The 6,087-nt window shown below is 67.4% G+C and carries 6 protein-coding genes; 3 read left to right on the top strand and 3 right to left on the bottom strand.

Going from position 1 to position 6,087, the window contains the following annotated elements; translation table 11 throughout:
• Both GXY47_06285 and GXY47_06290 read right to left on the bottom strand, forming a co-directional pair.
• Positions 1 to 165 (bottom strand): hypothetical protein (locus GXY47_06285; GenBank protein NLV30750.1); only part of this gene is annotated, 165 nt, incomplete at its 3' end.
• A gap of 74 nt (positions 166 to 239) precedes the next feature.
• Positions 240 to 1,340, bottom strand: coding sequence for a phosphoribosylformylglycinamidine synthase (locus GXY47_06290; GenBank protein NLV30751.1), 1,101 nt, complete (start codon positions 1,338 to 1,340; stop codon positions 240 to 242).
• 335 nt (positions 1,341 to 1,675) lie between these two features.
• On the opposite strand from GXY47_06290, the gene GXY47_06295 reads away from it, so the two are divergent.
• Positions 1,676 to 2,137: an alpha-ribazole phosphatase gene (locus GXY47_06295; protein NLV30752.1), complete on the top strand. Its 462-nt coding sequence runs from the start codon at positions 1,676 to 1,678 to the stop codon at positions 2,135 to 2,137.
• 64 nt (positions 2,138 to 2,201) lie between these two features.
• Here GXY47_06295 and GXY47_06300 read toward each other — a convergent pair whose 3' ends face one another.
• Positions 2,202 to 4,067, bottom strand: coding sequence for a prolyl oligopeptidase family serine peptidase (locus GXY47_06300; protein NLV30753.1), 1,866 nt, complete (start codon positions 4,065 to 4,067; stop codon positions 2,202 to 2,204).
• A 242-nt stretch (positions 4,068 to 4,309) separates the two neighbouring features.
• Between GXY47_06300 and GXY47_06305 the strand changes: the two genes are divergently transcribed.
• Positions 4,310 to 5,917, top strand: coding sequence for a hypothetical protein (locus GXY47_06305; GenBank protein ID NLV30754.1), 1,608 nt, complete (start codon positions 4,310 to 4,312; stop codon positions 5,915 to 5,917).
• The coding region (locus GXY47_06310; GenBank protein ID NLV30755.1) for a hypothetical protein at positions 5,914 to 6,087 on the top strand (174 nt) is incomplete at its 3' end. The genes GXY47_06305 and GXY47_06310, both read left to right, overlap by 4 nt.

Here is a 6,087-nt window from a genome sequence, read left to right on the forward strand (position 1 = left end):
CGGGTCGCAGCCGCCGTTGTCCGCCAGGCACTCGTCGATGTCCACGCATACGCCCCGGCCGTCCTCCGTATACCCCCGGGGACAGGTCTTGTCGCTGTCCCGGGAACCGCCGCCCGACGTCCCGCCGCACCCGGAAAACAGGCCCGAAACGGCCAACGCTGCCACGACCCAAAGCATCCGTTTCCCGGCCGGCATGCATCCTCCCGCATCTGGAATCCGTCGAGCACGCCCGTCGCGGTCTACCCGTTCCGGAGTTCCTTCATCTGCGCCCTGGTGGGGACGTTGGGGATCTCGGCGACCACCTTCCCCTTGTACTCGAACACCTGCTTGTCGTCGTTGTTGATCTCGCCGATCACTTCGGCCCGCACCCTCTTCGCCCGGACGGCCTCGAGGACGGTGTCGACGTCCCGCGGGGCGACCTGCACGACCATGCGTCCCTGGGTCTCGCAGATCATGATCTCCTCGGGGATGAGACCCTTTTCGCGCAGCGCCACCTTGTCGAGGTCGACGCGCGCGCCGAACCCGCCGTAGCGCGCGGATTCGCAGACGGCGGCCCCGATCCCGGCGGCGCCCAGGTCGGAGCAGGCCTTGATCTTGCCCGTGCGGAAGGCGGCGAGCGAGGCCTCCATCACCGCGCGTTCGTCGCGGAAAAGCGCTATGGCCGGCTTCATCACCTCCACCAGGCCGGCGCGGTAGAGGGTGTCGTTGCCGTCGCTCCCCGTTTTGCCGATGAGGAGGATCCGGTCCCCGGCCGATTTCGCCGGCTTGGTCAGGGGCTTCGGCGTGACCAGCTGGCCGATGACCGAGACCACGGTCGCCGGAACGATGTCGGAAAAGGAGGTCGAGAACCCGCCGCCGACGATGAAGACGTCCATGGCGCGGCACATGTCCCGAAGCCCCTTGACCATCAGGTTGACCCGTTCGCCGCTCGTCATCGTGAGGCACTTGCCGCAGGTGCAGGTCCCGGCAAACCCGCAGGGGCCGACGACGACCTTTTCCTCGAGCGGCCGCGTGCCGAGGAAGTTCATCAGGAATAGCGGGCGCGCGCCCATCGCCACCACGTCGCGCATGGCCCCGCCGGCCCCCGTGGCGGCGGCGTCGTAGGGCCTCGGCACGCAGGGGGAGCAATGGCTCTCCATCTTGCCCACGAAAACCCCCCTGCCGCCGGGGAACTTGAACGCGGCGGCGTCGTCGCCCGGGCCGACGATCAGGGCGCCGGGAAACATCTTGGCCACCTTCCGGTTCAGGGTCGCGATCGCCTTGAAGTCGATCGCCTTGTCGGTGTTGTGATGCAGGTGGGTGAAGAGAGCGTGCATCAATGCCTTTTCGATTCTGTTCATGATGCCTCCGAGGGTACAAGGGCCGATATCCTTCGCCTGCGCCCTCCTGTTTGCGGATGCGCACGGCGAACTACAGCCTCTACAATAGGAAACCTTTCCGGAATTAGCAAAGGTTTTGAGCCGTGGCCGCCCGGCTTGCCCCGCGATCGCGCCGTGATATACTGGCGCCTTTCACGGCGCCCGCGGCGCGGCGTCGCCCCGGGGGCGGAAGGACCCATGAAATCCCGGCTGCAGCAAAAAATCGACAACAAGACCAGGCCCCTGGGCGCCCTGCAGCAGCTGTGCGAGCCGGGCCTCTACCTCGCGGCCGTGGCCCTCCTTCGCCAGGGATAGCCATGCGACTGACCCTGGTGCGCCACATCCAGACCCTGGCCCCGGAGGGGACCTGCTACGGGCGGAGCGAACCGGGGCTGCCCCCCGATCACGAGTCGCGGCACCGGGAGCTGGCCCGGGCCCTGGCCGGCGAGACCTTCCACGCCATCTATTCCAGCCCCCTCCGCCGCTGCGCCCTGCTGGCGGATGCGATCGCGGGAGGGCGCGGCGTCACCTGCGACGACCGGCTGATGGAGCTCGACTTCGGCCTGTGGGAGGGGCTCCCCTGGGGCGAGATCGAACGGAGGCCGGAGGCGGCCCCCTTTCTCGCCGACTGGGTGCACAACCCCCCGCCCGGCGGCGAGCGCTTCATCGACCTCATCGGGCGCGTCGGCGCCTTCCTGGGCCTGGCGGAACGACTCCCGCCGGAGGATTTCTTCAAGCGTTCCCTGAATTACGGCCAGATCTCGCAGGTCGAGCTCTGAAGCCGCGCGGGGGTTCCGTCATGCCCGGGCGGAGCGGCCCGGGCATGACGGATTTCATCGGCGGTCAGCGCTCGGCCGACTGCCCGTTGAGCCAGTCGATCAGGGTGCCGGGCACGGCGACTCCCACTTCATCCAGGTAGGGCGCCCCGGTTTTGGGATCTACCATGTCGTTCTGCACGTAGGTCAGTTCCGAATGGGCCTTGGCCTCCATGACCGTCATGCGGCTGTGGTCGTTGACCGTCGTCAGATAAGCCATGACATTCCGGATCTTGTCGGTCAGGGGCACGACCGGGTCGCCGTTCGCATGCACCGTCCAGACCGGCAGCGCCGACAGCGCCTCGAGTTCCTCCGAACCCGGATCGGGCAGGTTGCGCTCGGGTGCGGCGGCGGGAAACGCCGCGGCGAACAGGTCCGGGCACTCCCGCGCGACCAGCCAGGTCATGCCGCCGCCCGCGGAGAAGCCGCCGATGTAGATCCGGTCGGTATCGACATCGGGGTGCCGGGCGAGGAAATCCTCGAGGGCCAGGTAGAAGGGGGTCAGCTGCGCGTCCTCCACGCCCCTGTAATCATCGTCCCAGCGCAGCCGCCGGTCGTGGCTTGCCCCGAAATCCTCGTTCGACCGGGGGACCATCACGTAGGCGCCCCCCGCGGCAAACTTCTCCTGGTAGGGGGCGGTGGCGAATTTCGCGATATTGTCGGAACCGAAGAAGAAGGGCTTCCAGGAGAACCCGCCCCCCTGCGACCCGTGAAACCAGATCACCAGCGGCCGCTTCTCTCCGGCCGGCGTCTCCGGCTCGTAGAAGTAGTAGTTGATGGCGAGCCCCGTCGCCTCGTCGGCCGGGCCCGTGCCCACCTGGAATTTCCTGAGGTCGGGGAGCCACGCCGGAGCGGGCTGGGCGCCGTAGGCGGCCGGGGAATTGACGTACAGAGCCGCGATTTCCCCCGCGTCGTCGAGCTGCATCCAGTAGGCCGTGTTCCACCGGACATTGACGGGGATCGAACCGACTTGCGCAGTGGTGACAGCCAGCGGCGCGACCCTGTAGGAATAAATGGAGGGTAGATATGTCGCCGTACGCTGCCATATTTCGGCGCCGTCGGCAAACGCGTATTCCCTTTCCATGCCGTGCACGTTGTTCAGCCCCAGCTTGATGGTGTCGCCGGCTGGGGGATTCACCCCGTACCCCTCGATGACGCGCGGGTCGGTACGGAATTTGACCACATAGCCGTTTTCGTCGAACGTCGCACGGAAAACACCGGTCTCAGGCGCATACAGCAGATCGAAGGCGCTGCTTGTCGGGGTCAGGTCCTGCACCACCCGGACCTGGGTGGTCCGGCCGTCCACGACGGCGTTGACGACATAGTGGGCGGGGGAGGTTTCCGTCGCGGGGACCGGGGATGCGTTTTCGTAATAGTTCGGCCAGGCGTTGGCGTTATACGTCATGAACACCGTCTTCACGTCGTAGACCTTGACGTGGACCGTGTTCGACGCCGCGAGCCGCTTCTCGTCGTCCCATACCTGGACCGAAACCCGGTAGTCGCCCGGCCGATCGAAATCGATGCCGAGATCGGCCGAGGTGAAGGTGCCGGAGTCGGCCTTGGGGTCGTTGCCGGTCCGTTTCGCCCGGCCGTCGGCCCCGAGGCCGGTGATGCCGCTCAAAAAGCGGCCGCCGGCGGCTACGTCCAGGGGTTCGCCGGTCACGAAGGCCGCCGCCGAAACCACGGGGACCACGTAGAGGCTGGGGTAGGAACTCCCGGAAGTGGCCACATCCAGCCGGAAGGTGACCGCGTCGCCGATTTCGATCGTGGCCGCGCTTTCGCCCCCCATGGAGAGATCGGCCCGGGTGAATTTGTTGGCGCTGCCGGCCCAGGCGGGCACGGCCATGACAACGGCCAGGGCCGCGAGGCCCAGAAATGCCGCAAACCTTTTCATCGATAGATCCTTTCTCATGCAATCAGGAAAACAGCCTGTGATTGAAGGAAACATTCTCCGTGCGCATGAATCGTTTCCTGAAATACGCTGCATGCCCTGGAACCAACGCCCCGGCATGCCCGACCGGGGCCGGTCGCCCCGGTCACGGACCTAATCCTTGGACACTAATTTACTAGTTGTCAAGCCTGCAGATTTGCGGGGACGGACCAGGCTATATCCATGTAATATGGGGAGATAGGACGGTGTCGAAAACCTTTACAGCGGCTTTCGGTTGGATCGGGGGGAAGGTGCGGTTCAGGGCGATGAGGGTGGGAAGAAAGGGAGGGTGGCTGGCGCTGGCAGGAGGGGTGCTGGTGTCGGGCTACCTGCTGTTGTCGATCCCGGAATCGGAAATCCCCATCGCTACGGCGGTGTCCCAGCCGGTGCGGGGGGAGCCGTTCCGCTGGGACCAGGACGAGGTCTGGCGCACCCTTGAAGCCGAGATGACGGACTCCCGCGGCAGGGGGTGCGCCGCCGTCCGCGCCGGCATCGAGGATCATTTCCGGGAAATGGACCGGCGCCTGGAGGATCTCGCGCACCGGAGCGCCCGGGCGGAGGAAGCGGTGTTTGGTGAATTGGAGCGGTTGACCTTTCAGACCGCCCCGTGGATCCCGGCCTGCCCCGACCGGCTCGCCGATTTCAGCGAACGGGTCACGCGCCTCGGGATGGAGGTGAAGCGGCAATCGCTCCACTGGGACATGGGCGACCCCGACGTCCGCCGCACGCTCTATCGCCTGCTCTACGGGAGCCGGGGGGCGATCGAGGAGATCGTGCTGCAGGTGCCGCCCCGGTACGCACCACCGGCGCTGATCCCCGGGAAGGAGGAGCCTTCGGCCACGCCCTGGGCGGCGCTTCTGGGCATCCGGATCCACAGCGGCGACATCCTGGTATCGCGCGGGGGGGCGGCCACCTCGGCCCTGATCGCGCGCGGCAACGATTTTCCCGGCAATTTTTCGCATGTCGCGCTGGTCCGCGTGGACCCCGGGACCCACCTCGCCAGCATCGTCGAGGCGCACATCGAGCGGGGGGTGGCGGTGTCTTCCCTCGAGGATTACGTGCGCGACGTCAAGCTGCGGGTCCTGGTGCTGAGGTTACGGGCGGACCTCGCGGCGGTGGCCGCCGACCCGATGCTGCCGCACCGGGCGGCCGAGTACGCGCTCGGGCAGGCGCGGCGGTCCCCTATCCCCTATGACTTTGCCATGGATTTCGGCGACCCGGGCCGGTGGTTCTGCTCGGAGGTCGCTTCGGCCGCCTATGGCCGCTACGGCGTCCGGCTCTGGATGGGCCTTTCGCACATCTCCTCGGCCGGGCTGCGGCGCTGGCTCGCCGGTTTCGGGGTGCGCCATTTCGCCACCCAGGAGCCCTCCGACCTGGAGTACGACCCGCAGCTCGCCGTGGTCGCGGAGTGGCGCGACCTGGAGGCGCTGCGGGCGGATCACCTCGACAACGCCGTGACCGAGGCCATGCTCGAGGGCGCCGAATCCGGGGACCCCCTGGAGCATGACGCCCCCCTGCTGCCGCTTGCCCGCCTGGTCAAACTCTACAGCCGGGGGCTCAACGCCGTCGGCCGGGTGGGGCCGATACCCGAAGGGATGAGCGCGACCGCGGCGCTGCGCTACCGCTGGTACACCCGCCGGCACGAGAGGATCAAGGCCGCCCTGATCGAGGCCGCGGATCGCTTCCGCCGGGAGAAGGGGTACGAGCCCCCCTACTGGAAACTGGTGGAGATGGCGCGGGAGCTCCGTTGCACCCCGGGCGGCGCCGTGCTACAACAGGGGGACACACCGCGATCCGGGGAAAATGACCGATGACGAAATTCCTTCTCTGGTGCATCCTGCTGGTGCTCTGCTGGCCGCTGGCCCTCCTGGCCCTGGTCCTCTACCCCGTTGTCTGGCTGGTGCTGCTCCCCTTCCGGGTCCTGGGCGTCGCCGTCGGCGGGGTGCTCGAACTGGTCCGCGCCGTCATCACCCTTCCCGCGCGC

It is taken from the genome of Acidobacteriota bacterium, assembly GCA_012729555.1.
Taxonomy (GTDB): Bacteria; Acidobacteriota; UBA6911; order UBA6911; family UBA6911; genus UBA6911.